The organism is Chitinophaga varians (genome assembly GCF_012641275.1).
GTDB lineage: Bacteria > Bacteroidota > Bacteroidia > Chitinophagales > Chitinophagaceae > Chitinophaga > Chitinophaga varians_A.
Map to the genome: position 1 here is coordinate 1713292 of NZ_JABAIA010000002.1, position 19580 is coordinate 1732871.

The window sequence follows — 19580 nt, forward strand, 5'->3', positions numbered from 1 at the left end:
TAACGGACAATCGCTCTGGGTGGCGCTCAGCGTTCCTGGGTTTATAAACTGCTCAAATTCAATTATATACTACCAGTGGTTGTTGTATTACAACTGTAAGTGGCGACATTACAACTAACGGGAGCGGTTGTTTTGCCGTTTCTGAAAAAGAACCCCAATACCTTTGCTGTATCGAAAAAACATTTTCAATGGAAGCAAAGATCATCGGCAATAAAATCGCCAAAGCACGAAAAGAGGCTAATATGTCCCAGGCGCAACTGGCTCAACAGCTGTTTATCAGTCCGCAGGCTGTCGGAAAGTGGGAGCGGGGAGAGTCTGTTCCGGACATTATTACCATGAACCGGCTGGCACCTATATTAGGGGTGGACCTGAACTATTTTTCCGAACACTTCCTGTCGGCCGGCACAGATGCTGTAGCCGGAAAGTTTGCGGAAGAGCCACCAGCCGCCGCAAAGCCGGAAAACAAGCACAGCTGGGACATGTCCATGGGAAATTGGGTGGATGCCGACTTCTCAGGACTAAAGCACCTGCATGAAAAATTCAGTTCTTCCAACATGCAGCGCTGCAAATTCATCGGAGCTGACCTGTCGGGGCTGCTGCTGAAGGGCAATCATATTGTCAGCTGCGACTTTTCTGAGGCTGATATCAGCAACAGCCAGTTTCAACATTCCCACCTGGACACCAATCTGTTTAAGGAATGCTCGCTGAAGGCCGCTGAGTTTTCGGGAAGCCATATTAAAAGCTGCAATTTCTCCGGCGCGGATTTGACCGGGGTGGTTTTCAAATCGAGCAGTTTCCAGAAAAACACCATGGTCGATGCAGTATTGAACGGTACCGCTTTTATCAGTTCCTCGGTTGCCGACCTGGTTTTTGAAGGCACGTTAACGGACTGCGCTTTTGACAACTGCGGGTTTTCCAGGGTGACCTTTCAAAATTCAACACTCATCAACACTTTCTTTAAATGCAGGAGCCTGAAACAACTCCGTTTTGTGGATTGCCAGGCCGATCGTATCACTTACGAATTCCTGAAAAGCGGGAAAGCGGACGTGCGTGGCATCACATTGTTAACAGCATAGAAAACAAGTAACATGTCTCAAAATGGAATCGCTATCTCTGTAAAGGGATTAAAAAAATCGTACAAGGACCTTCCGGTGCTCACGGGCGTGGATTTCGAGGTGAAGAAGGGCAGTATTTTCGCACTGCTGGGCACTAACGGTGCCGGCAAAACGACGATCGTCCGGATATTGGCCACGCTGCTTCAGCATGACAGCGGCCAGGTTATCGTCAACGGGTTTGATGTAGTATCACAGCCCGGCCATGTGCGGCAGTCTATCAGCCTGACCGGCCAGTTTGCCGCAGTGGACGAGATATTGACAGGACGGGAAAACCTGATGATGATGGCCCGGCTGCGGCATCTTCCGCATCCCGACCTGATCGTGGACGACCTGCTGCAACGCTTCGGCCTCTCGGATGCGGCCCATCGCCGGGCGTCTGCCTATTCCGGTGGTATGCGCCGCCGGCTGGATATCGCTATGAGCCTGGTGGGCAATTCCTCCGTGATATTCCTCGATGAGCCCACCACCGGCCTGGACCCTGAAGGCCGCATAGAAGTATGGAAGATCATCGAAGAACTGGCTGGCAGCGGCACTACCGTATTTCTCACCACGCAGTACCTGGAAGAAGCGGAACAGCTGGCCGACAGGATCGCTATCCTGCACAAAGGCAGGATCATTGTGAACGGTACGCTGGGAGAACTGAAAAAGCTGTTCCCGCCGGCGAAAGTGGAATACATTGAAAAACAGCCTACGCTGGAAGAAATCTTTCTGTCAATTATTGGCCAAAAAACTGAAATATAATGGAAGCCGTAAAAAACTACTATCTCTCGGACATGGGCGTGATGCTCGGACGTTCCCTGCGTCATGTTTTTCGCAGCATGGATACCATCATCACGGTGACTATCATGCCTATCGCTATGATGCTGCTGTTTGTGTATGTGCTGGGCGGTGCCATTCAAACGGGCACTGACAACTATGTGAATTATTTGTTGCCGGGCATACTGCTGATTGCCGTGGCTAACAGTATCGGCTATGTGTCTTTCCGGTTGTTTACCGATGTGCAACGCGGCATATTTGAACGTTTCAACTCCATGCCGATTGCGCGCTCTGCAGCGTTGTGGGGGCATGTGCTGACGTCACTGGTGTCTAACGTTATTTCTGTGACGGTCATCGTGCTGGTAGCGTTGCTGATGGGTTTTCGTTCCCCCGCGGGCGTGCTGTCATGGCTGGCAGTGGGTGGTATCCTCGCTATGTTCACGCTGGCATTGACCTGGGTGGCAGCGATAGCGGGTTTGTCCGCCAAATCGGTGGATGGTGCGAGTGCCATTGCTTATCCTATTCACTTTCTGCCGCTGGTCAGTTCTGCATTTGTGCCCACTAAAACGATGCCGGCAGGTGTCCGTGCGTTTGCGGAGAACCAGCCATTGACGCCAATGGTGGAAGCCATCCGCGCATTGTTGTCCGGGCAGCCTGTCGGAGGGGAAATCTGGCTGGCGCTGGCGTGGTGCCTCGGTATTATGCTTGTGGCTTATGCGTTTGCCATGCGGGTATACAGGAAGCGGGCGTAAGCTACATAACGAAAGCCACATAAATCACAGGATTGATGCGGCTTTGGTGTTGTCAATACTTTTATGAAAATCATGCGTCCGGTATCTCCGGCTCCACTAATTTCGCCAGTTTCTCCAGTGACTCCTGCCAGCCAAGGTAACACATCTCTACAGGAATGACGGCAGGAATTCCTTCCTGGGTAATTTTTATTTCTGTGCCGGCTATCGTTTTCCGGAGGGAGACGGTGGTGGTCATTTCTCCCGGCAAATTGGGATCTTCAAATTTATCCGAATATTTTATCAGCTCACCAGGCTTCAGCTCCAGGTATGTTCCTCCAAAAGAGTGACCATTGCCGGTAGAGAAGTTATGGAATGACGCCCTGTGTTTGCCACCTACTTTCACGTCCATTTCATGGACAGTGCAGAGAAACCCGTAGGGAGGCAGCCAGGCTGCAAGGGCCAGTGGTTGAGTGAAAGCGCGGTATACTTTCTCAGGAGTTGTCTTAAGTACTCTGTGTAGTGAAACTGTATTGTCTGACATAAGATTTTTTTTTGTTTCCTACTCATCTGGCTTTTCGGTCCCGCCCGTTTTTTGAAATGGTGGCTGCTCCATTTTTGCTGTTTGATATCAACACAACAAAGATGCTAAGAAGATTGCATTTGGAGGGAGGCAGCATAAGACAATTTAGCGGGCTGATTGCGACATAATTTTATTTTAAGGACCATCTTTGCGCAATCATAAAAAAGTCCCTTGCAGACGGCCGCTGCAAGGGACTTTTTTATGATATCTGAATAATATTATTTAGCGGCTCCTGCTTTGATCAGGTCAGCCGGGGTGATCTGGTTGCTCAGCAGATAACCGAAAGCTTCCCATCTTTTCTCCGGTTGTCCGGCAGGGCTTTTCGCATCGATATAGTTTTTGATCAGCTCCTGTCCATAATTGTAGTTGATCACATAACTGCGGTTTTTGCGGATGAACTGCAATCCTTTTTCCGCCGCCTCCTGGTTGAGCAGGGTGTAATTCAGCAACCACTGCACGGCGGTGGAATCATTCATGGTGCCGTTGAGCATGCCCCTGGCCACTTCATTGCGTGCGTAATTGAGGCGGCCTTTGATGTCCAGTGCCTTGAAATAAGTGGTGATGCCGGTGGTGTCGAGACCTGCCAGCGGCAGCAGCACATTCTTCGTGTAGGTGGTTTTCTCCTCACCGGGGAAAGCCAGTTCAATGCCGTAGTTGGCGCTGCCTTCTGCAATCAGCGACTGTGGGCTGAAAAGCGGGTACAGCGAAATTTCTGTCCATCCCTTATCATGGTACAGGTTTTTTTCCAGCAGCATATTGTACACATGGTGACCGGGATAACCTTCGTGGCAGCCGAGGTCTATCGCTTTTTCAATAAAAATCCGGAGGTCTGCGCTCACCTGGATGAGGCTCTGATATTTTCCCTTGTACCAGTTGTAACCCATCCAGGGTTTGCCGCTGACATATTCCAGCGTGAAGCTCTCCGTGGAAGGAAGATCATAATGCTGCAAAGTACGTTTGCGCGCTTCGGCGATAGCTGTTTTAAAAACGGTGTCCAGCCTGTCCGCCGGGATAACGAAGTGGTTGGCCAGTTGCTGAAAGCGTGGTGCCACAGGGCCTTTGCCGGGCAGCAGGCTGTCCAGCTCTGCGATGAGGGCACGGTAGTGTTCTTCCGGGTATACAGGTGCCACGGCCCCGAACAATTCTTTGGATTCCTCATCAAACGCTTCGTGTTCACCGGAGAATATCCGGATACGGCGTCCGAAAGCGGTGAGCTGTTGGGTGATCCAGTTGGCACGCACTCGCAGCGTATCGTTGCTGGTGGTGCCGGCAATGTCATGCAATGCTTTTTGGAGTGTCGCTACTTCAGCGAGGAAACTGTCTTTCGGAAAGACGTCCTTTTTAGCGGCGGGTTTCAGCGAATCCGGCCCGTAGTAGGCGTCTACAAAATCCGGGTCATACTGACCGATGTTCAGCCCCAGGCGCACGTACTGCTGTGCGAGCCGGTCAAGCTGTTGCTTGGCGGTATCCTTTTCTTTGCCTGTGTTGCAGGCGAACAATACTAAAAGCGGCAGCAGCCACAAGGTGTTTTTCATGTATAAGCGTGTATTTAAACGTAGCCTGTGGCCCAGGGCTTTAGCCCTGGGGTCTTTATAAAGAAGCAATCAGTTCTTCGATTTCAGTAGCTGTTTTAGCGAACGGACGGCCAAGAATGCGGCTACCGGTGGCTGTTATCAGGAAATTGTCTTCCAGTCGCACGCCGCCAAAATCATTGTAGGCGGCCAGTTTATCGTAGCAGATAAAATCGCGGTGTTTACCTTCGGCTTCCCAGGCGGCGTTGAGCAGGGGATTGAAGTAGATGCCGGGTTCTATCGTGAAAACAAAACCTTCTTCCAGCTCACGGCCGAGGCGGAGCGACTTTAATCCGAACTCCCTGCTTTTCTTCAGGGTATCTGTATAACCAACGTATTCCTCGCCCAAACCTTCCATATCATGAATGTCCAGTCCCAGCATATGTCCGAGGCCACAGGGGAAGAAGAGGGCATGTGCGCCCGCTGCCACGGCTTCTTTGGCATTGCCTTTCATGAGGCCGAGGGAGATCAGCCCGGCTGCCAGCTGTTCGCAGGCCAGCAGGTGAACATCTTTAAACCGGATGCCTGGTCTTACGGCATCGGCGGCAGCTTTATAGGCGTTGTATACGATATCGTAGACTTCCCGTTGCGCGGTGCTGAATTTTTTATTGACAGGATGGGTACGGGTAAGGTCGCCGGCATACCGCATTGCGTTTTCTGCGCCACAGTCGCAGAGCACCAGCTGACCGTCACGGAAAGCGGTTTGGTGCGGGTGGTTGTGCAGGAACTGGCCATTGGCCGTCAATATAACGGGAAAGGATATATTACCGCCGGCAGCGATGGCCACGGCCTGCAGGCGGCCGGCGATCGCTGTTTCTGTCACCCCCGCAGCGGCCAGTTCCATGGCTTTCAGCTGCATGTCTATGGTGGTGTTCACGGCGGTCTCTATCTGTGCTATCTCTTCAGCTGTTTTAATGGCACGCTGGCTGATGACTGCTTTTATCAACGGAACGGATACACGCTGTGCTACCGTTGCCGCAGGAATGCCCAGCCAGGCGGAGAGCTTCAGGGTGTGTTCCGGCCGGTAGGGTGGCAGAAAATGGACCGGGCGTTGTTGTTGTACGGCCTGCGCCAGAAAATCCCCCAGCTGCGATAATGGCCTTATGTCTGTCAGTCCCGCCCGGGCGGCGTCTGCTGCCAGTGAGTCCACGGGGCCGGTCCACATGATCTCTTCCACCGTGGCTTCGTTGCCAAATAATATCTCCCGGTTATGATCGATGTCCAGCAGAAAGGTAAGCCCCGGCCTGTCGAGGCCGGTGAAATACAGGATGGTGCTGTCCTGCCGGAAAGGATAGATATTGTCCCGGTAGTTCATGCCGCTGTCGTCGTTGCCGGGCAATAAAATAATACCGCTGCCCATATCAGCCTGCAGCCTGGCCCTTCTGTTGATATAAGTTTCTTTTGAAAACACGTCGTGATGATTTTAAGCGCGTTAAAAATAAACAACAAATACGGACGATCTATAAATGGGTTAAAATGGGCACAGAGGAGGTTAATAATTGCAAAACGGGGAGATAACAATGGACTTAGTATTTATCTGCCCCGGTTGAATAAGACAGGGGCAGATAATGATAATTTCGTGTGTCAGGGCCTGGTGAATATGGCCGTCCTGCCTAACAGCGGCGTGCCAATGTAACCTCTGATCTCCAGCTTATCGCCTTTCAGTGCCATAACGCTGCTGTACGTCTTACCGCTTTTGGGATCGTACACTTCACCATCTACCCATTTCCCTTTTTCAAATTTGAAATTGGTCAGTATCACCATGTTCATGACCGGCCGCTCCCGCAGTTTGGCATCTTTGTTTTTGGAGTCTTTCCGGGGTGTTTTTCCATCGGCCTCATATGGCTCTTTCATCCATATCAGTTTACCATAATATTTTCCGGAAGACTCATAGATTTCCACTTTGCCGTCTTTTTCCGGGTTAAGCCACTGTCCGTTGATAGCGCCGGCAACTTGCGAAAATCCTGTCAGACTGGCCATACATAGCCCTAATACCAATGTCAATAGTTTCATATTGCTAATCTTTGCTGTACGAAAATAAATACCTTGTTTGATTGAAGATAGCTATTTACCGTTTTCTTAACAACTAAAGGGCTATATTTACCATCTTACTCACCGGATAGCGTTTTATACTTTCATTTATTCTACAGGCATATTTGAGATTTATTCCCGCTTCAAAAAATTTCAAATATGGTCATCATTATTTTTTTTGCTGCCAGCTGGTATCTTTCTTTATTCTCCCAGACTTTTTTTCAGCACCGATATGCCGCTCATGGCGCATTTACCATGAATAAAGGCTGGGAACGGTTTTTCTTTATATTTACCTATATCACGCAAGGATCGTCCTATATGAGCCCCAGGGCTTACGGGGTTATGCACAGATTACATCACGCGCACACAGATACAGAGCTGGACCCGCATTCACCTTCCTACTCGTCAAATATATTTTCGATGATGTGGGATACCAGAACGGTATATCAGCAGGTACTCCATGGTAAAATGGAAGTCGAGCCGCGGTACACGAGAAACCTCCCGGAGTGGGGCTGGTTTGACCGGTTTGCCAACAGCGCCCTTTCCCGGCTGCTCTGGGTAGCGGCTTATGTGCTGTTTTTTATCGTATTTGCCACAAATCCGTACCAGTACCTGCTTTTACCAATTATAGTAACGATGGGCGCCTTCCACGGAGCGATAGTGAACTGGTTTGCGCACAAATATGGTTATATCAATTTCAAGCTGCGAAACACCGCCATGAACCTGTTGTTCGTGGATGTGTTAATGTTGGGTGAATCTTACCACAATAACCACCATAAGCATCCGTCTTCTGTGAATTTCGGTCGGCGCTGGTTTGAGGTAGACCCGGTGTACTATGTTATCCGCCTGTTGTCTTTTTTAAAAGTTATCAGGCTGAGTCATCAGCCCAAAGCTTGCTAAAAATACCAAAGCTTGTTAAAATACAGAGGCCAGTTGACAACATGAATGCTAATCAGCATATTGTTGTCAGCTGGCCTTTGCTAAGCTCAGTATATTTTAGTGGAAACTGATGGGTCAGAAAGAATTTTTAGGTTCGGGACCGGCTTTTTTAACCGCGGTGGCATTGTAGCCCTTTGCGTTTCTCTCCCGTACAAAAGACACTTTGTCTCTCTCTTTTACAGGTTCAGCTACATCGTTAACATGAAAGAATATACTTTCCCTGGACTTATCATCCGTAATAAACCCAAATCCTTTGGTGGTATTGAAAAAATTAATGACACCCGTTCTGATGGGATCTTCCGGAGGCCGGGGCGTAGCGCCTATGAGGATATCATTTGAGTCTATCGGGACTTTTCTGGTTTCTTTCGGGGGAAACGAACTGAGATTGCCATTCTCATCTACATAGGCGAGCATGTCTTCCAGGCTCTTACCTTTGTTATTGTTCGTTTTCCGGTCCTGCATTTTTTGTGCTTTGTCTTGTTTTGCTTTGTTTTTTTTGTTTCTGTTTTCTTTTTTTGAAAAAGAATCACCCATAGTTGCTGATTTAAGTTAATCGCATGATCGCGTAGTTATCCCCCAGATTATTGTGTCTAATCTGGGGGCGAAAATTTATTTGAAAAGAAATGTGGCTGAGGATTAATACCTGGACCTTGAAAAGCGTTCCCGCTCTACTCTTGGCCTGGCTTCATTAACAACAATAGACTGTGAGTCGATGGCGGTGCCGTTCAGATCTCTGATAGCACGTTCTGCCTCAGCATCAACGGGCATTTCCACAAAAGCGAAGCCTCTGGAACGGCCGGTATAATTGTCTGTAACTATTTTGCAATTGCGTACAATGCCAAATGGGGAAAACTGGGCGGTTAAGTGTTGTTCAGTTGTCTGGCTGCTTAAATTGCCAACAAAAATGTTCATGAGCGTAAATTTAAAATATGAGGAATATGGCGGCTGGAAAAGCGAAGACTGAGGAAGAAAAGATGTGATCCAGACTAAGTCAGAAGAAGCTGCAGGCAGGAGCCTTGTAATTTGGTAAAGATAAGCTTTAAAATCAACAAACGAGAGATTATTTATAAACGGAGCTGCCCTCCGGCTTTCAGCAGCTATAGGCTGCGGTTGCCTGTCGGAGGGCCAAAGGGAAAAAGGGTAATCAGCTCCCTGTGTTAAACCAGCCCAATACCTGTTGCTGTGGCGATTTTTCAACTATTCCTTTAAAATGATATTCATTGGAGGAAGCATCGTAGTGATAGTCGCTGCTCCATTCCTTTACATGGAAAATGGTGGTTTCAATGGCGTCCAGTATATAATGTACCTCCTGATCGGTCATGGTAGGGTGAACGGACAGCCTCACCCAGCCGGGCTTATGGGAGAGGTCCCCGGAAAGGATGGACTGCCGGATGGCATGAGACTGCTCCCTGTCTACCTGGAGCAGCATATGGCCATAGGTACCGGCGCAGGAACATCCACCGCGCAGCTGGATGCCGAACCGGTCATTGAGCAGCCGTACGACCAGGTTGTAATGTACCCCTGTCACAATAAAGGAGACGACCCCCAAGCGATGTACGGCCTGTGGCTCCAGCACCTGCAACTGTGGTATCCGTGCCAGCCGCGGGAGAATAATGTCCAGCAGCGCTGCTTCCCGCTGCCGGATGTAACGCACCTGCATGTTTTCTTTCAGCCGGATGCACATGGCCGCTTTGATGCCCTGCAGAAAAGGTGGTGTGCCGCCGTCTTCCCGTTGCGCGATATCGGCAGTATAGTCGTGGCCGTGCCATGGGTTCGTATAGTCTACGGTGCCGCCGCCGGGATGATCTGGGACAGCGTTATGGTAAAGGTTTTTGTTAAAAATCAATACGCCCGGCGTTCCTGGCCCGCCCAGGAATTTATGCGGTGAAAAATAGACCGCGTCCAGGCTGGCCGCGGCATCTTCGGGGTGCAGGTTGATATGACAGTAAGGCGCCGCGCACGCAAAGTCCACGAAACACCAGCCGCTGTAGCGGTGTACCAGTTTCGCGATGTCGTGGTAAGGCGTCAGGATGCCGGTCACATTAGACGCGGCGGTGACGGCAGCGATCTTAACAGGACGGTCTTTGTACCGCTCCAATAACGCGCTGAAATGTTGCAGGTCCACGTTGCCATCTGTATCGTGCCCGATGATTTCCACGGTGGCCACAGTTTCCAGCCAGCTCACCTGATTGCTGTGGTGCTCCATATGGGTGATAAATACAACCGGTCTTTGTGTTTCATGCCGTAGTGCGCAGTGCAGGTAGTCTGCAGCGCGGCCGGGCACCCGCAGGCCCAGTATCCGTTGTAACTTGTTGACAGCGCTGGTCATGCCGCTGCCGCAGAAAAGCAGGATATCTTCTTCCGTGGCGTTGACATGTGTTTTAATGATATGTTTCGCTGCTTCATATGCTTCAGACATGTACGTGCCAATGATAGTGGCATGGGTATGGGTGTTACCCACAAAGGGCAGTACCTGTTGCCGCAACATATCTTCGATAGGCCCATAGGCACGCCCGCTGGCGGTCCAGTCGGCATAGACAATTCTTTTTTCGCCATAAGGGGAATGAAAAACCTGCTGAAGACCGATAGTATGACGGCGGTAAACAGCGAAATAGTCTTCCAGCCGGCTTTTGCAGGGCAGGGGATAAGATGCCATGACTACTTTGTTTTAGTCGTTTCGGAGAATTTGAACATGGCATGCGGCGCTTTGCTGAAATGCCGGTGCAGGAAAAACGATGCCAGTACCGGCAACGCGATGAACAATGCCAGCATGGCCAGCTGACCGGCAGATACTTTCTGGATGGCCTGCCGGTGCTGCGGTCCACATACTTCACCGGGACAATGCTGCACGGCTTTCTTAAAGAAAAGCGGATAAGCAAGGCATCCCAGGCAGATGCCAAAGGCCGCCTCAAAAAACAGGAAACAAAGGCAAATAAAGCATACCAGGGCAGTGATAGGGCTGTAGGCATTGACAATCAGGAAAAGATAAAACATGGTGGCCGACAGTACGATGCCAATACTCCAGGCAAACCGCTTCTGTGGCGCGCCTACATATTCAGGTACCTGGTTGCGGACAATCAATCGCCCTAAAATCAGGGTAGGGGCAAACCGCGGACTGATAAACACCCGTATCAGCAGGTCAAGCAGGAAAAGGGAGATGACGTATTTGAGCATCACAAAGTTACCGTCAAAAAGAATAAACATCAGGGAGGTATAAGTGGCGAGGAAGAGAATACCTGCTGCGGCCCTGATCTCCCGCTCATTTAACACGGGAATATCATAACCATCTACTTTTTCGCCGAATTGGATAAACTTGTTCATGTTTGTTAAGGTTGAAGGGTAATTGTTTGGTATTGGGTTGCCGGCGATATAAAATTAGGAAGCGGGCGCCGTTGCCATGGCGTGCTGTCAACGAACAGCAGGTTACGGTAAACAAACGACGGGCTTGCGTCAAGTAGGGTGAGTAATTAGGAGATGGGGAAATAATTATCGACATTTATCCTGCTTAACAACAAGATGAAAAAATTTTCAGACATCAGACGTTATGAGCTGTACCGCTGGCTGGTACCTGCTTTCTGGCTGTTGAACCTATTGCAGGACCTGGTAGAAGGCGCCGGCAACTTCCCGCTGCGGGCGGTGAACGAAACGTGGCTGGCCCTTTATATATCTGTGATCAATTACCGGCTGTTGGAACATGCCTTGCCGAAACTAAGCTGGAAACGCGCGGGATACGGTTTTTGGGTGTTGTTGTCCTATCTTTTTGCGTATTCCATCGGGCTGTTCCTGTGGCGCGCGTTCGGCGTCACCCTGCATATATTTACACCCCTGGGCAATCCTATTCCCATACAGGACAGGCTGGGTGCACTGGTGGGCTACAGCGTGGCGGCAGTGGCGTTCTTTGCCATCATCAGGCATCTTTACAACTACATCAAACTAAAACAACATGCACAACAGCTGCGTATTGTGAGCCAGCAGGCGGAACTGAATTACCTGAAATCGCAGACCAACCCTCATTTTTTGTTCAATACGCTGAATAATATCTATTCGCTGGCGCGCGATAAATCAGACCTGGCGCCGGAATCCATTCTCCGGTTGTCGAAGATGCTACGGTATATGCTATACGAAACCGGAGAGCCGTATATCGCTGTTGAAAAAGACCTGAAGATTATTGATGATTATATCGCGTTGGAGAAGTTGCGTTATGATGATTCCCTGCGGGTGAATTTTAACCACGACCTGGAAGATATGAAGCAGGCATTGCCTCCGTTGCTACTCATTCCGCTGGTGGAAAATGCGTTTAAACACGGAGCATCTGAAACAAGAGAGCGTCCTTTTGTAGATATCCATCTCTCCATCAAAAAAAGGCAATTGTTTTTTGTGGTAAAAAACTCCACAGGAGAGCCGGCAGGCGATGGCGGCTTCAATGCACAGATCGGTCTTTCTAACCTCCGGCGGCAGCTGGAATTGCTCTACACGGATTATCACCTCGATATACAAAGGGGCGACTATATATTCACCGCCACGTTGAAAATCAATCTTTCAAGCCATGTCTAAAATCAAATGTATTGTCATAGAAGACGAACCGCTGGCAGCGAAAGTGCTCACTGACTATATCTCGCAGGTGCCTTTCCTGGAACTGCAAAAAGTGTTTAAAGACGCGCTGCTGGCATCGGACTTCCTGTTGCAGCAGCACACGGACCTAATGTTCCTGGATATTCACCTGCCAAGGCTGAAAGGCATGGCCTTTCTGAAGACGCTCGCAGACCCGCCGGCGGTGATCGTTACCACGGCCTATCACCAGTATGCAGTGGAGGGTTTTAACCTCAACGTGACAGACTACCTGCTGAAACCTTTTGAGTTTGAACGGTTCCTGACTGCCGTGAATAAAGTAAGGGTCCGGCGAAGAGCGGGATTTTATTTTCGTCAGTGTGCAAAAACGCAGGGTGCGTATACCGTTTTCAGAAATATTGTATGTAGAAAGCCAACGGGAATACATCCGTATTGTGACCACCAAACAGGAATATATTTCCAAAATGGGCACCAGTGAGATAGAAGAGCTATTGCCGGCGCGCACTTTCAAGCGGGTACACCGCTCTTTTATTGTGTCTGTCAACAAAATTGAATCTTATACCGCAGAAGAGATCGTCATGCATGGGGTTTCCATCCCGATAGGGCGAGGGTATAAAGATGTGATCGATGAACTGTGACCGGAGAAAGCATACTGGTTTTCCGGTATAAAAAATACACATCTTACAGGTATTGGTACAGCCCGCAACTGTGCTCAGTTTTGTAGTTGACATCATCCGGTAATATTTTTCTGAACACGTCACCGGTTATTGATCAATTCAAATAGAGAAGTTATGCATTGTTGTATCCGGCAGGCATTGATAGTGGCGGGTCTCCTGGTGTCCGGCGTTTCCGGCGTGTCTGCTCAAAAAACACCTGAATACATTTACCCCACCGCTGCATTTAATGAGGCGGAAGTGGCCAGCCAGATGGAAGATGGCAAGTCCACGATCCTGGGACTGGCCAAACTGAAAAAGAAAGGACGGACCTATTACCCCTGGCAGGGCGACCGTATCCAGTTGTACCCGGTGACCCCTTACCTGACCGAGTTCCTTGAACTACAGAAAAAATACCGTAAGGGTAAAAAGGTGGCTACCATGAGCAATGCCGTGTTCAGCTACCACATCGAAGGAAGGGTGATAGATGAAAACGGGCATTTCGAGTTCAGGGACCTGAAGCCGGGCAAGTACTATATCGTAACCTGGATAGACTATGAGAAGAGTTATGATTACAAAGTGCAAACCGGTAGGGAAACGGCACTGAATGGCTACGGAGAAATATTATATTCCGTACCTACCTACACCTGGTACACCCACAAATATGCGGTAGAACAGGAAGTGTCCGGCATCGTAGACGTAACCAGCGACGGCAAAATGTCGGCGGTAATCTCCAATTAGTAAAACAATATCATGAAAAAAAGCTTCATCCATCTCACTATATGCCTGTTGTTGACGGTCCAGGCGGCCTCGGCCCAAAACGTCAAAATGCGTGACGAGAATTTCAAAAAAGCACTCATCGAACAAGGGGTGGACCTGAACGATGACGGCGAAATCCAGTTATCAGAAGCCCTCAAGGTCACGAAACTGTATGTCAACAAGTTCCATATAAGCAACCTGTATGGCATCAAAAGTTTCGCTAACCTGGAGGAATTCGGTTTTTATGACAACGAGATCAGGGACGCGGATTTATCCGGGATGACCAAATTACGGGCAGTCTATGGCTGGAACAACCAGCTGCAAAGCCTTAACGTGAAAGGCTGCACGAACCTGGTAACGCTCTATGCGCCGTACAACAAGCTCTCAGTCATAGACCTGGGCGGCCTGCCCAAACTGAAAGAGCTTCAACTGCACAACAACACGCTGAACGTGGTGGACGTAGGCGGGCACCCGTTGTTGGAAGAGTGCCAGTTGAACGACAACATGATGACCGCCTTCCACTTTAAAGGCTCCAATGCCATAAAAAAACTACGGCTGGACAACAACCTGCTGGAAGAGCTGAATGCCACGCCGTTAAAGGACCTGGAGGAACTGAGCGTGTACAAAAACAGACCCATGACCGTATTAAAAATCTATGGCCTGCGGAAGCTGAAAGAGCTGAGCGCTGATTTTTGCTCGCTGAACAACCTCAATATGAGCGGGACTGTCAGCCTGACTAAATTTACCTGGTGATATTATTCTTACCTGACCACGGTGGCTTCAAACTCTATGCTCAACGTCTCAAAGAGCGCTTTCACTTCCGTTAGCGTCAGCGCTGTCTGTACCCTGTGTTTGGCTACCCAATCCTTGTAATCATCAAAGCAGGTATTCACAAACGTGTCAGAAGAGGTGGTGTAAACAGTGAGACGTACGATGCCGCTGCAGGTGTATCCAGCCTGGTGGATTACCTGTTCGAGGTTTTGCAGGGCAATATGCAGCTGCGTTTGCATGTCTGCAGTGGATGACGTGCCATCGGGCAGCACGGCCGCCTGGCCGGCGCAATAAAGTGTACTGTTTACCTGCTTCACTTCAACAGCCTGCGCATAACCGCGTTCATCCTGCCATTTCCACGGATTAATGATTCGTTTCTCCATTGTAATAGTTTGATATTGAAAAAATATACCCTGCAAAGGTGGGCAGGATAGCATTCTTTTCGTGTGACAAACCTCACTATTTTGAAACGGCTGAAAATATGGTTAAGAAGTATGTCCCAGTCTGCTGAGGGTTTCACGGGAAACGCCCAGGTAAGAGGCCAGCAGGGTTTTAGGCACTCTTTGCAACAGTGCCGGATACCGCTGTAGGAGCTGCTCATAGCGTTGTTTGGCGTTGGAGGTCAGGAAAGACAAGATGCGCCGCTGGGAACCAATATGGCCGCCGTTGGCTTTCTGCAGGAAAAAGTGTTCCATCTTTTGCAGACCGGCGCAGAGTTTTTGGTAGTTTTCCAGGGTAAGGCAGTATACTTCCGTGTCTTCCAGGCATTGCAGCGACATACCGGCTTTTGTTCGGGTAAAATAGGCCTCAAAGTCGCTTTCCCACCAGTCTTCCATCGCAAAGGACACAATGTGTTGTTTCCCTGAATCATCGTGGTACATCAGGGTTAAAAGCCCTGAAACAACAAAATAGGAATACCGGACACTCTCACCGGTCTGGAAGAGGAATTCCTTTTTCCTGAGACTTTTAACGGTGAAATGGGAATGCACAAATGCAAACTCTTCGTCAGTAAGGAGGACTATTTTTTCTATATGTAGCCTCAGCTTTTCCTGCATATATGAAAGATAGGATGAGCCCCAAAGTTAACAGTATCCCGGTCAGCGGAAAAATCCCTTTTTTACGGGATACGGTGGCGAAGAATTAAGGTGTACTTTGATGGAGAATTGTTTCTCTAACGCCTCAAATAGAAAAGCCATGAAAAAGAAAATGCATTTGCAAAAACTCGTTTTAAGCAAAAAAATTGTTGCGCGATTGAGCACGCCACAAACCGGTGATGTGGCCGGCCGCAGGATTTCTGATCCGTTGACGGAAAATCCCTGTGACCCTGTGCACAGCATGTTGCTTTGCACGCGTGCCTGCTAAAAAGAAAATTAATACCGGGGTAAAAGCATTACCCCGGTATTTTCATCAAACTAGGCTTTCCACCAGTTGTAATAATTGTGTTCATTGTCCACTTCAAATCCTGTTCTGGGGTACAGCTGATTGCCGATAACGTTGGTTTTCTCTGTTTCCAGCAGCAGGCCGCAGGCGTTGGTTTCATCACAGAAGGCTTTGCAGCGGTCGATGATCATCACGGAAAGACCGCGGCCTCTGTAATTGGGGTCAACAAAGAGATCGCTCAACAGCCACTGGCGCTCGAGTTTTTTGTAGTGAAAGAGGGAGTAGAGCTGGGCAAACCCTACGGCTTTGCCATCTACCAGGGCCAGGAAAGTGTCTGATTCCCCATTGGCGATCCTTTCCCGTAAGAAATTTTTCCCCTTTTCAAGGTCTGATGGCTGGCGGTAAAAGATGCGGTAATTGTTGAATAATTCCGCGAATTCATCGAGATGCTCCATCCCTGCTTTGACAATTTGTACCATTTCTTATGATTTAGTGTTTGAGTTATCAGTCATGTATCATCTTACCGCTATCGACTCATTCCAGTAGTAACCGTCAGGGGTGGGTCTTTGGCCGAATACGGCCGTGCCTACACGAACAATGGTAGCGCCTTCTTCAATAGCCGTTTCCAGATCGCCGCTCATGCCCATGGAAAGCTCCTCCATGGCTACGCGGGGAATGGCGGCGGCAATGATCTGCTGCTGCAATGATTTCAGCAGGCGGAAACACTGCCTTACTTTGTCCGTTTCCGCGCTTAACAGCCCGATGGTCATCAGTCCTTTTATATGCAGGGTACTCAGGCGGGATACCTGTTCCACCAGTTGCAGCGCGCCTTCGGGAGAAATGCCGAATTTGCTTTCTTCGCCGGAAGTGTTTACCTGTATCAGCACGTCCAGCTGTTTATTTTCTGAGAGCAGCCGCTGATGCAGTTTTTCGGCCAGCTCCAGGCGGCCCATCGATTGTACACAGGTCACTTCATATTTCAGGATATCTTTGATTTTGTTGGTTTGCAGATGTCCGATGAAATGATTTTCATGGGGGATGGTTTTTAAGGCCTCGTATTTTTCTTTCAGCTCCTGTACCTTGTTTTCTGCCATCAGCGTATGCCCGGCGAGCAGGGCGGTTTTGATCCGTTCTGCGGGAACGGTTTTGGTGGCCAGCAGCAGTTTAACGCTGCCGGTGCCCCGCTGACTGTTGATACAGGCCTGTTGTATCCTGCTGTTTATTTTTTGGAGATTGTTTATTATTTCGTCCGTCATACGTCCACTTTTGGAGCTGTTGCCTCCAGGTGTGCGATCAGTGCGGCTTTTACCTGTGTGAAAACATTATCTCTGGCTTCCGCGAAGGAGATGCCTGTTTTCCGTTGTATATGCCGCATGTGCTCCGGAAAGCGGGACAACAGCGTGTCATAATAGGTGTTTAATTCTGCCGGGGAAGGCATCTCAAACGGAATGTTGAGCTGAAACCTTCTGATCAGCGCTTTGTCAATTATATCCACATGGTTGGTAGCGCAGAGCAGCAGCGCTTTTTCCGGGAAGTAGTCGATCAGCTGAATGAGCGTATTGACGAGGCGTCTCATTTCCCCTACGTCGCGGTCGTCGTTCCCGCGGGCTTTGCCGATCTGGTCAAACTCATCTAAAAACAATACCGCTTTTTCGCGTGCGGCCTTGTCAAACACTGCTTTAATATTTTGCGAGGTTTCACCGATGCGGGCACAGATGATATTGCTGAGATTGAGGATGAACAGCGGTTTTCCCAGGGCATGCGCGATAGCTTTGGCCGTGGTGGTTTTACCGCAGCCGGAAGCGCCGTGCAGCAGTATTTTATTATTGACCGGCAGACCGAACTGCTGTAGTTCTTCCACGTAATAATGTTCTTTGATCAGCTGTCCGATGGCTTTCCGTTTTTCTTCATGCAGGAACACATCTTCCAGCCGGGTGGTTTCTTTGTCCGTAATAATCAGATCGTAAATATTCATGGCGGCTAAAGCAGTTTTTATGTTGGGAAATACTCCTGATGGCGCCGGGACCATCAGGAGTTTTTATTACTTCAGATCGTCGATAGACGCCCCAAAGTTAATGTGTAGCACGTTCCCGTTAGCCAACACCAGCGCCGGAACGGATTTTACACCTGCTGCCGCTGCTTTCCCGATTCCCGCCTTGTCCGTGCCCAGGTGGACAACCTCCACCTGCTCTTTCGGAATCAGGTTTAAAATATCTTGTTCTGCGCTAATGCATACAGGACAACCTGCGTGATAAAAAACTGCCTTTTCCATGATGTTCGGATTGTGTTGATTGCATAATTGCGACCTAAAGGTACCGGCCTGCCGGATGATACAGGTGGTCCAGATTCCACAAATAGGGGTGGTCCAGTTTTGAAAAAAGGTTAACTTGAGGATGTTAAATCTACCCGATATGAGTCAGGCCAATCCTATCATCGCTTCCTGGCATGCCAATGCAGACCAATGGATCGCTACCATCGACCATGGTGAAATAGAATCAAGGATGCTCGTCACCAACGACGCGATTGTCCGCACGATGACAAGTTACCCGCTGACTTCTGTGCTGGACATCGGCTGCGGTGAAGGGTGGCTCACCCGCGCGCTGCAGCACAAAGGCCTGCAAGCCACCGGCGTAGACACCGTGGCGGCGCTGATAGACAACGCAAGGGAGAAAGGCGGCGGCAGCTACGCCGTGGCCAGCTTCCATGACATCGCCACCGGCGTTTATACAGTACACAAAAAGTTTGATGCGGCGGTCATTAATTTTGCGCTGCTGGACCAGGCGGATACGGAAGCATTGTTGCAAAACATCTATCGTGTGGTGACAGACAGTGGACTGGTGTTCATCCAAACACTGCACCCGCTGGTGATTGCCCGGCAGGAACCTTATGTTTCGGGATGGAAGGAGGGCAGCTGGAATGGCATGAAACGGGAATTCGTACAGCCCTACCAGTGGTATTTCAGAACGATGGAAGACTGGATACGGCTGTTTACAGACGCGGGCCTGACGCTGAAACAACTGGTGGAACCGCTACATCCGGATACGCAAGTCCCTGTGTCGGTGATATTTGTATTGCAGGTATCGGCTTAGAAAAAGATATCGTCCCTGTTGCAGTGCCATTTCGGGCCCTGTGCCGGCCGTATGCAAGTCCCCATGTAATATTTGTTTTTCACAATCGGGCTATAGGTAACCCTTCCCCATTTTCTGATTTTCGTAACGAGCTGTCCGTCGCCATAAACCAATTGCCTGGTCTCATCTGCCTTTTTGCATTTAGGACAAATGGTTTTACCGGTGCTGTCTGTTCCGGTGGGCGACGGAACAGGAATGGTGAGCTGCATAGTGTCAAGGGTGTCGGTCAGTTCAACATGCTGAAGGTACATATCGGCGCCCATGCCGAATTCTGTATAGTGAATATCCACCTGTTTAGGTATACGGTCCGGGAAAGTATAGGTAAATGTCCCTTGTGCGCTAATGTTACTTCTGCCAATAATCTTTCCTTTGCTTTTCACGACGACCTGGGAAAAGGTATGGTCATAATCCCAGGACTTATCGGCCATGAGACGGCCGGAAACCACTTTTTTACCGGGTGGCGTTGGCAGGAACAGGAGTATAAACAGGAGGCGGTAGATCATATTTCAAATTTACCGAATAATTCTACTGCCAGCGTAGCAAAATAACGGGAATAAATTTCTTACCTTTATTGGATGCTGGATATTGTAATAGCGT

26 protein-coding genes are annotated in these 19580 nt (G+C 49.4%); 11 read left to right on the forward strand and 15 right to left on the reverse strand.

The genetic code is table 11. From position 1 onward, the window contains the following. Positions 1-188 precede the first annotated feature (188 nt). From HGH92_RS21675 to HGH92_RS21685, 3 genes are read left to right on the forward strand one after another with little or no spacing between them, the layout of a single operon-like run. A complete protein-coding gene (locus HGH92_RS21675; protein ID WP_168872835.1) occupies positions 189-1076 on the forward strand; it encodes a pentapeptide repeat-containing protein in 888 nt (295 codons plus the stop codon). A 12-nt stretch (positions 1077-1088) separates the two neighbouring features. Beyond that, the gene (locus tag HGH92_RS21680; protein WP_168872836.1) at positions 1089-1856 is read left to right on the forward strand and encodes an ABC transporter ATP-binding protein; all 768 of its coding nucleotides are present in this window, start codon (positions 1089-1091) and stop codon (positions 1854-1856) included. Next, the gene (locus HGH92_RS21685; RefSeq protein WP_168872837.1) at positions 1856-2623 is read left to right on the forward strand and encodes an ABC transporter permease; all 768 of its coding nucleotides are present in this window, start codon (positions 1856-1858) and stop codon (positions 2621-2623) included. The genes HGH92_RS21680 and HGH92_RS21685 overlap by 1 nt, the downstream gene beginning before the upstream one ends. Before the next feature lie 70 nt (positions 2624-2693). Here the strand turns inward: HGH92_RS21685 and HGH92_RS21690 are convergent, their stop codons facing one another. From HGH92_RS21690 to HGH92_RS21705, 4 genes are all read right to left on the reverse strand, one after another. Then, positions 2694-3143: an SRPBCC family protein gene (locus tag HGH92_RS21690; RefSeq protein ID WP_168872838.1), complete on the reverse strand. Its 450-nt coding sequence runs from the start codon at positions 3141-3143 to the stop codon at positions 2694-2696. A 257-nt stretch (positions 3144-3400) separates the two neighbouring features. Next, the gene (locus HGH92_RS21695; protein ID WP_168872839.1) at positions 3401-4717 is read right to left on the reverse strand and encodes a hypothetical protein; all 1317 of its coding nucleotides are present in this window, start codon (positions 4715-4717) and stop codon (positions 3401-3403) included. A gap of 55 nt (positions 4718-4772) precedes the next feature. After that, on the reverse strand, positions 4773-6164 hold the full coding sequence (locus HGH92_RS34210) for an aminopeptidase P family protein (RefSeq protein ID WP_168872840.1): 1392 nt from the start codon (positions 6162-6164) through the stop codon (positions 4773-4775). A gap of 173 nt (positions 6165-6337) precedes the next feature. Continuing rightward, on the reverse strand, positions 6338-6766 hold the full coding sequence (locus tag HGH92_RS21705) for a DUF2147 domain-containing protein (RefSeq protein ID WP_168872841.1): 429 nt from the start codon (positions 6764-6766) through the stop codon (positions 6338-6340). A gap of 177 nt (positions 6767-6943) precedes the next feature. On the opposite strand from HGH92_RS21705, the gene HGH92_RS21710 reads away from it, so the two are divergent. Next, positions 6944-7684 (forward strand): acyl-CoA desaturase, encoded by a 741-nt coding sequence (locus HGH92_RS21710; RefSeq protein WP_168872842.1) that lies wholly within the window; start codon positions 6944-6946, stop codon positions 7682-7684. A 114-nt stretch (positions 7685-7798) separates the two neighbouring features. Here the strand turns inward: HGH92_RS21710 and HGH92_RS21715 are convergent, their stop codons facing one another. The 4 genes from HGH92_RS21715 to HGH92_RS21730 all read right to left on the reverse strand — a co-directional run bounded on the left by HGH92_RS21715 (position 7799) and on the right by HGH92_RS21730 (position 11044). Continuing rightward, entirely contained in the window at positions 7799-8257 is a 459-nt protein-coding gene (locus HGH92_RS21715) for a cold-shock protein (protein WP_168872843.1), read from the reverse strand. Between the two features lie 102 nt (positions 8258-8359). Then, positions 8360-8635 (reverse strand): RNA recognition motif domain-containing protein, encoded by a 276-nt coding sequence (locus tag HGH92_RS21720; protein WP_168872844.1) that lies wholly within the window; start codon positions 8633-8635, stop codon positions 8360-8362. Between the two features lie 232 nt (positions 8636-8867). After that, entirely contained in the window at positions 8868-10379 is a 1512-nt protein-coding gene (locus HGH92_RS21725) for an aminotransferase class V-fold PLP-dependent enzyme (protein ID WP_168872845.1), read from the reverse strand. Between the two features lie 2 nt (positions 10380-10381). Then, a complete protein-coding gene (locus HGH92_RS21730; protein WP_168872846.1) occupies positions 10382-11044 on the reverse strand; it encodes a DUF4395 domain-containing protein in 663 nt (220 codons plus the stop codon). Positions 11045-11239: 195 nt separating this feature from the next. Here HGH92_RS21730 and HGH92_RS21735 point away from each other — a divergent pair, with 195 nt between their 5' ends. From HGH92_RS21735 to HGH92_RS21750, 5 genes are all read left to right on the forward strand, one after another. Continuing rightward, positions 11240-12277: a sensor histidine kinase gene (locus tag HGH92_RS21735; protein ID WP_168872847.1), complete on the forward strand. Its 1038-nt coding sequence runs from the start codon at positions 11240-11242 to the stop codon at positions 12275-12277. Further along, positions 12270-12770 carry a LytR/AlgR family response regulator transcription factor gene (locus tag HGH92_RS21740; protein WP_247654993.1) on the forward strand — a complete coding sequence of 167 codons (501 nt, stop codon included), beginning with the start codon at positions 12270-12272 and terminating at the stop codon, positions 12768-12770. Before HGH92_RS21735 ends, HGH92_RS21740 begins: the two co-directional genes overlap by 8 nt. Beyond that, complete coding sequence (locus HGH92_RS33880; RefSeq protein ID WP_317166431.1) at positions 12667-12930, forward strand: LytTR family DNA-binding domain-containing protein; 264 nt, start codon at positions 12667-12669, stop codon at positions 12928-12930. Before HGH92_RS21740 ends, HGH92_RS33880 begins: the two co-directional genes overlap by 104 nt. A 153-nt stretch (positions 12931-13083) precedes the next feature. Then, positions 13084-13686 (forward strand): hypothetical protein, encoded by a 603-nt coding sequence (locus tag HGH92_RS21745; protein ID WP_168872848.1) that lies wholly within the window; start codon positions 13084-13086, stop codon positions 13684-13686. Between the two features lie 12 nt (positions 13687-13698). Next, positions 13699-14457: a leucine-rich repeat domain-containing protein gene (locus HGH92_RS21750; protein ID WP_168872849.1), complete on the forward strand. Its 759-nt coding sequence runs from the start codon at positions 13699-13701 to the stop codon at positions 14455-14457. Positions 14458-14465: 8 nt separating this feature from the next. Here the strand turns inward: HGH92_RS21750 and HGH92_RS21755 are convergent, their stop codons facing one another. Both HGH92_RS21755 and HGH92_RS21760 read right to left on the reverse strand, forming a co-directional pair. Continuing rightward, positions 14466-14858 carry a RidA family protein gene (locus HGH92_RS21755; protein WP_168872850.1) on the reverse strand — a complete coding sequence of 131 codons (393 nt, stop codon included), beginning with the start codon at positions 14856-14858 and terminating at the stop codon, positions 14466-14468. Between the two features lie 102 nt (positions 14859-14960). Beyond that, the gene (locus HGH92_RS21760) at positions 14961-15530 is read right to left on the reverse strand and encodes a Crp/Fnr family transcriptional regulator (RefSeq protein WP_168872851.1); all 570 of its coding nucleotides are present in this window, start codon (positions 15528-15530) and stop codon (positions 14961-14963) included. Between the two features lie 139 nt (positions 15531-15669). On the opposite strand from HGH92_RS21760, the gene HGH92_RS21765 reads away from it, so the two are divergent. Beyond that, positions 15670-15837 (forward strand): class I lanthipeptide, encoded by a 168-nt coding sequence (locus HGH92_RS21765; protein WP_168872852.1) that lies wholly within the window; start codon positions 15670-15672, stop codon positions 15835-15837. A gap of 50 nt (positions 15838-15887) precedes the next feature. Here the strand turns inward: HGH92_RS21765 and HGH92_RS21770 are convergent, their stop codons facing one another. The 4 genes from HGH92_RS21770 to HGH92_RS21785 form a co-directional block, all read right to left on the reverse strand. Then, positions 15888-16334, reverse strand: a complete 447-nt coding sequence (locus HGH92_RS21770) for a GNAT family N-acetyltransferase (protein WP_168872853.1) — start codon at positions 16332-16334, stop codon at positions 15888-15890. A 36-nt stretch (positions 16335-16370) separates the two neighbouring features. Further along, entirely contained in the window at positions 16371-17111 is a 741-nt protein-coding gene (locus HGH92_RS21775; RefSeq protein WP_168872854.1) for a YggS family pyridoxal phosphate-dependent enzyme, read from the reverse strand. Beyond that, the gene (locus HGH92_RS21780) at positions 17108-17830 is read right to left on the reverse strand and encodes an AAA family ATPase (RefSeq protein WP_168872855.1); all 723 of its coding nucleotides are present in this window, start codon (positions 17828-17830) and stop codon (positions 17108-17110) included. Before HGH92_RS21780 ends, HGH92_RS21775 begins: the two co-directional genes overlap by 4 nt. 66 nt (positions 17831-17896) lie before the next feature. After that, entirely contained in the window at positions 17897-18127 is a 231-nt protein-coding gene (locus HGH92_RS21785; protein ID WP_168872856.1) for a thioredoxin family protein, read from the reverse strand. Positions 18128-18266: 139 nt separating this feature from the next. On the opposite strand from HGH92_RS21785, the gene HGH92_RS21790 reads away from it, so the two are divergent. Further along, positions 18267-18944 (forward strand): class I SAM-dependent methyltransferase, encoded by a 678-nt coding sequence (locus HGH92_RS21790; RefSeq protein WP_168872857.1) that lies wholly within the window; start codon positions 18267-18269, stop codon positions 18942-18944. On the opposite strand, the gene HGH92_RS21795 is transcribed toward HGH92_RS21790, so the two are convergent. Continuing rightward, complete coding sequence (locus HGH92_RS21795; protein WP_168872858.1) at positions 18941-19486, reverse strand: hypothetical protein; 546 nt, start codon at positions 19484-19486, stop codon at positions 18941-18943. The two genes, HGH92_RS21790 and HGH92_RS21795, sit on opposite strands and share 4 nt — an antisense overlap. Positions 19487-19580 lie beyond the last annotated feature (94 nt).

Coding starts and splice junctions, on each gene's coding strand:
- HGH92_RS21675 (WP_168872835.1), top strand. CDS start 189: ATGGAAGCAAAGATCATCGGCAATAAAATCGCCAAAGCACGAAAAGAG.
- HGH92_RS21680 (WP_168872836.1), top strand. CDS start 1,089: ATGTCTCAAAATGGAATCGCTATCTCTGTAAAGGGATTAAAAAAATCG.
- HGH92_RS21685 (WP_168872837.1), top strand. CDS start 1,856: ATGGAAGCCGTAAAAAACTACTATCTCTCGGACATGGGCGTGATGCTC.
- HGH92_RS21690 (WP_168872838.1), bottom strand. CDS start 3,143: ATGTCAGACAATACAGTTTCACTACACAGAGTACTTAAGACAACTCCT.
- HGH92_RS21695 (WP_168872839.1), bottom strand. CDS start 4,717: ATGAAAAACACCTTGTGGCTGCTGCCGCTTTTAGTATTGTTCGCCTGC.
- HGH92_RS21705 (WP_168872841.1), bottom strand. CDS start 6,766: ATGAAACTATTGACATTGGTATTAGGGCTATGTATGGCCAGTCTGACA.
- HGH92_RS21710 (WP_168872842.1), top strand. CDS start 6,944: ATGGTCATCATTATTTTTTTTGCTGCCAGCTGGTATCTTTCTTTATTC.
- HGH92_RS21715 (WP_168872843.1), bottom strand. CDS start 8,257: ATGGGTGATTCTTTTTCAAAAAAAGAAAACAGAAACAAAAAAAACAAA.
- HGH92_RS21720 (WP_168872844.1), bottom strand. CDS start 8,635: ATGAACATTTTTGTTGGCAATTTAAGCAGCCAGACAACTGAACAACAC.
- HGH92_RS21725 (WP_168872845.1), bottom strand. CDS start 10,379: ATGGCATCTTATCCCCTGCCCTGCAAAAGCCGGCTGGAAGACTATTTC.
- HGH92_RS21730 (WP_168872846.1), bottom strand. CDS start 11,044: ATGAACAAGTTTATCCAATTCGGCGAAAAAGTAGATGGTTATGATATT.
- HGH92_RS21735 (WP_168872847.1), top strand. CDS start 11,240: ATGAAAAAATTTTCAGACATCAGACGTTATGAGCTGTACCGCTGGCTG.
- HGH92_RS21740 (WP_247654993.1), top strand. CDS start 12,270: ATGTCTAAAATCAAATGTATTGTCATAGAAGACGAACCGCTGGCAGCG.
- HGH92_RS21745 (WP_168872848.1), top strand. CDS start 13,084: ATGCATTGTTGTATCCGGCAGGCATTGATAGTGGCGGGTCTCCTGGTG.
- HGH92_RS21750 (WP_168872849.1), top strand. CDS start 13,699: ATGAAAAAAAGCTTCATCCATCTCACTATATGCCTGTTGTTGACGGTC.
- HGH92_RS21755 (WP_168872850.1), bottom strand. CDS start 14,858: ATGGAGAAACGAATCATTAATCCGTGGAAATGGCAGGATGAACGCGGT.
- HGH92_RS21760 (WP_168872851.1), bottom strand. CDS start 15,530: ATGCAGGAAAAGCTGAGGCTACATATAGAAAAAATAGTCCTCCTTACT.
- HGH92_RS21765 (WP_168872852.1), top strand. CDS start 15,670: ATGAAAAAGAAAATGCATTTGCAAAAACTCGTTTTAAGCAAAAAAATT.
- HGH92_RS21770 (WP_168872853.1), bottom strand. CDS start 16,334: ATGGTACAAATTGTCAAAGCAGGGATGGAGCATCTCGATGAATTCGCG.
- HGH92_RS21775 (WP_168872854.1), bottom strand. CDS start 17,111: ATGACGGACGAAATAATAAACAATCTCCAAAAAATAAACAGCAGGATA.
- HGH92_RS21780 (WP_168872855.1), bottom strand. CDS start 17,830: ATGAATATTTACGATCTGATTATTACGGACAAAGAAACCACCCGGCTG.
- HGH92_RS21785 (WP_168872856.1), bottom strand. CDS start 18,127: ATGGAAAAGGCAGTTTTTTATCACGCAGGTTGTCCTGTATGCATTAGC.
- HGH92_RS21790 (WP_168872857.1), top strand. CDS start 18,267: ATGAGTCAGGCCAATCCTATCATCGCTTCCTGGCATGCCAATGCAGAC.
- HGH92_RS21795 (WP_168872858.1), bottom strand. CDS start 19,486: ATGATCTACCGCCTCCTGTTTATACTCCTGTTCCTGCCAACGCCACCC.